Source organism: Zunongwangia sp. L-65 (assembly GCF_056859415.1).
The window spans coordinates 1-4,163 of record NZ_JBSXOK010000009.1 but is presented as its reverse complement, the minus strand read 5'-3'; the positions used below and the strand labels follow the sequence as shown (position 1 = coordinate 4,163).

Here is a 4,163-nt window from a genome sequence, read left to right as displayed (position 1 = left end):
CGGTTACCCTGCCGTGCCCCACGGCCATTGCGCTGTTCCAGTTCCGAAGGCTTCCAGGGAATATCCAAATGGTGCATTGCTACCACTCGCTCCTGTACATTCAAACCGGTTCCCGCTTTTTCCGTACTTCCGAGCAGGATGCGGATTTCACCCCGGTTCATCTTACGGAACAGCTCCGGTTTCTTGCGATCCGTCCAGTCGTGAATAAAAGTGACTTCCCGGGCTGGGATATTAAAATCCCTCACCAGTTTTTCCTTCAGGGTATCATAAATATTAAACCGATCCGGTTTGGGAGTTCCGATATCCGAAAAGACAATCTGCGTCCCTTTATGAGGCTGGGTGTGGTGATAAATTTCAGCGATCTTTCTTGCGGCGGTATTCACCTTGTTATCCGGATGGTCTCCGTATTTCCAATCATCTACCAACCGCATATCCGCTGCCATTTTCTTGGCGTAATTGGTTGCTATAAGCATTCGCCCTTTATCTTCTTCCGGGGTTAGCCTGCCACGCCCGATCAGTTCTCCATTACCGGTCTTTGCAAATTGCATCAGGTTTTTGATAAACACCGATTGCTCCGGTGTAGGCGGAATATTGACCAGGGTTTCCCTGAGTTCCGGTTTATCCAGGTTGATGTGCCTGGCGGTTTTGTAATCGGTAATCTCGTTATAGAACAAAGCGAGTTCAGGAACTTTGATAAAATGACGGAAGCGTTCTTTGGCAATAATCTCATTGGTGACACTAAACTCAAAGTCCGTGGTTTTACGGGCAAATACCGCTGCCCAGCCGTCAAAATTTTCAATACGCTGGCGTTCCATTTCTTTAGGGCGCAGGTATTTAAAAAGCAGGTACATTTCCGTCAGGCTGTTGGAAATCGGTGTACCCGATAAGAAGGTCACACAGAGATCGGAATTGAAACGCTCCTGCAAGGTGCGCACGGCAAAAAGCATGTTGAGCGCCTTTTGACTCCCCGCCATATTGCCTAGTCCGGCCACCCGGTTATGGCGGGTGGTGAAGGTCAGGTTTTTGAACTTATGGGATTCGTCCACAAACAAATGGTCAACACCCATTTCCTTAAAGTTGATGCCGGTGTCTTTCTTTTCTTCAATATCCTTGAGTACCGTTTTTAATTTTCCTTCCAGGTTGTTTTTGCGGATTTCCAGCCCTTTGAGCATCTTTTTGGAAATCGCCCCGCCCAACTCCCTGACCGTATTCAGGTCACGCTCGATATGATCCAGTTCCATCTGGAAGATCTGTTGCTGCATTTCCGGGGACTGTGGTATTTTACCGAACTGGTCATGGGTAAGAATAATACAATCCCAGTTGTTGTTTTTGATTTCATGGAATAAGCGCAGCCTTTTAGCAGGGGTGAAATCGTTTTGCCCCGGGGACAATATCCGGGCATTGGGATAGGCTTTGCGATAGGTTTCCGCAATTTGATTAACATTGGCTTTCAGGGCAAGGATCATCGGTTTTTGGACAATACCGAGGCGTTTCATTTCCTGAGCGGAAACGATCATGGTAAGGGTTTTTCCCAATCCCACTTCGTGATCGATCAGTGCGCCCCGGTTCTGGATGATGCGCCAGGCTGCATTTTTCTGACTGCTGTACAAATCTTCAATGTCCAAAGCCTTTTTGTCCAGTCCGGGAAAGTTCAGGTGACTACCGTCAAATTCCCGTAGTACATAACAATTGAAAGTATCGTTATACAGGTTTTCGATATGCTTTTTATCGGTATCCGGCAGTTCCTTGAGCCAGTCTATAAAGCCATTTCGTATCTGGTCGATCTTTTGGTGCGCCAGTTGAATGGCTTCATTATCGGGAACCCGTATGCTTTTGCCATTCCCAACGGATACCTCATAGGTGAAAAACGGGGTTGTGTTTTCCAGGGCATGTTCCAGCAAGGTATAGCCATAGGTTGTCCGTCCGCTTTTCGGAGTAACCGCAAATTCCCGGGCTACTTTGGTATTCATCCCGGTGGTGACCTTAAAGGCATCCAGGGAAGGGAAATAATTGATATCCGTATGTTGCTCGAAGAGTTCCGCTGCAAAACGTTCATAATAGCTTACGGGAATCCAGCGTTCGCCCAGGTTAAAGTCCAATAGTTCGAAAGGAATGCGTTCGGGTTGTACTTTTTCCAAAGCGTTTAGGCTTCGTTGTACTTGTGGGGTATCATTTTCGGTATCCGTTTGTTGTTTTGCCTGTCGTAATTTTTCCACTACGTTACCGCTCAGGAACTGATCTGCGGTTTCCCAATCTTTGCTTACCGGGTTCAAGTAAATATGTTCGCCCAAACGGGCAATCGTTTCCGGTTCTTCCAATCCCATGGCTGCACCAATAAACCCAATATCCACCTTTCCGGTATCGTCCAGGCTGTGTGCCAGGGCTTCAATCGGGTCATCGGTGACAAAACGTTTTACGGATACCTGAGCAGTGCTGGTCAGCATATCGGACTTGACAAAATGTTCACCTTCCCTGCGTTCCAGGGAGGATAACATGGTCAAACCGAAAGCGGTATCTTCCAATATGCGTCTACGGTTACCTTGGCTGTTTAACTGCCCATATTGGGAAATGAACCGGTCGTAACTTTGGTTCAACTCATCCCGTTCGGTTTGGGGAACCGGAGTTCTTGTAGTTTCTTTTTCGGAGATTTTTAGGTACTCATCCCGAAGGGTTATATAGTGTTCATAGAAACGCTTATCGGTTTGCATACCCAAGGGTTGGAACACCGCATTTTTAAAATCATTATCAATTTCGGAAAGCGTACCCACCTGTCCCTGATAAACGATCAGTGTACCTTCTTTATGAAAGGGGTGTATATTGGTAAAGGGACGTGCTGCCTGCCCGTTTAATTGAAATATTCCTTCTAAGGTTTGATCACCTTCGTAAGTAAACGCATGGCCAAACCCTTGCAATTCCCCGGACAGGTTTTGCAGTTCATGTCCCAATAAGCGGGCATCCATCCAGTTGGCGGAGAAATAATCAATCTCCTTGACGTTGGAATATAGTTTATATAGGTAGCGATTGGATTTTTGTTGTTTGGCTGCCAAGAGTACAATACTCTCGTGCGTAGGCTTATCAGTAGTGCGAATGGTACTGATAAGCCGTGCACTTTCTTTTCGAACGACGGTTGCATCCAAAGGGTTGATATAGGCTATGGCACGGTTGATCTGTTCTGCCGGTGCCGTATCAAAAAGCCCTAACTGTACTGAAACGGTTTCCGATTTGTTTTCGGGCATCGGAAGATAGGTCAGTTTCCCGCCACCAAATCCCTGTTTTTCTATTGGCAGGGATTGACTTTGGAAATAACGCTCGCGATTTAAACGGGTATTAAAACCTTCGGTAATCGTCTGTCCGAGTTTTTCACGAATGGCATTAAGGTCGCCTTGCTGCCATACGGTTTCATGTGCCTGTCCGTATTGATTTTTACCCGGTTGGAGGGTATTACCCGTAATAATGTCCCGATGCTGTTGGATATAACTATTGCTATGATAGGTTCCATATTCATTCTCTAATGGTATGGTAGTCATCAGTAAGGCTTCTTCTTCGGATAGGGTCTCTTTTGTTGCATTCTTTTGTACAATCAATAGGTGGTTGGGAGCTTCGGTATTGCCCGTATCCTTCATCAGGTTATCGGGCATAACGGACAGGCTTATAAAATCCGCTTTGCCAAATAAGTATTCCCTTGCTTTTTGATTGGATGGGCTATTTAGGAAAGCATCGGTGGTAATATAAGCCATGAGACCGCCATCAGCCAGTTTGTCAAGTCCTTTGGCAAAAAAGTAATTGTGTATTTTTCCTGAGAGTGCTTTATCGGGATACGCCTCATCATATACCGAAAAATTGCCGAACGGAATATTGCTGACGATAAGATCATAACTGGAATTGTCCGCAACAGGAGCTTCTTCAAAACCGGTGATATGGGTTTCTGCCGGAACAGGCAGTGTACTGTTGATTGCGGAAAGTACCAGTCCGGAAAGGGTATCTTTCTCTACAGCGGTAATCTGTTCTAATTCAGGAAAAGCCCTTACAGCTTCACTAATAAAAATGCCGGAACCTGCTGAAGGTTCGTACAATCGTTTGGGTTGCAGGTTTTGTGCTGCCAGAACAGTATATAAAGTTTCGGGAACTACCTGCGGGGTATAAAAGGCGGTCAGCACACTATT

1 protein-coding gene is annotated in these 4,163 nt (G+C 46.1%); it reads right to left on the bottom strand.

What is annotated here, in order from left to right; all coding sequences use genetic code 11:
* The coding region (locus AC13DP_RS00145; protein ID WP_483067080.1) for a helicase-related protein at positions 1–4,163 on the bottom strand (4,163 nt) is incomplete at both ends.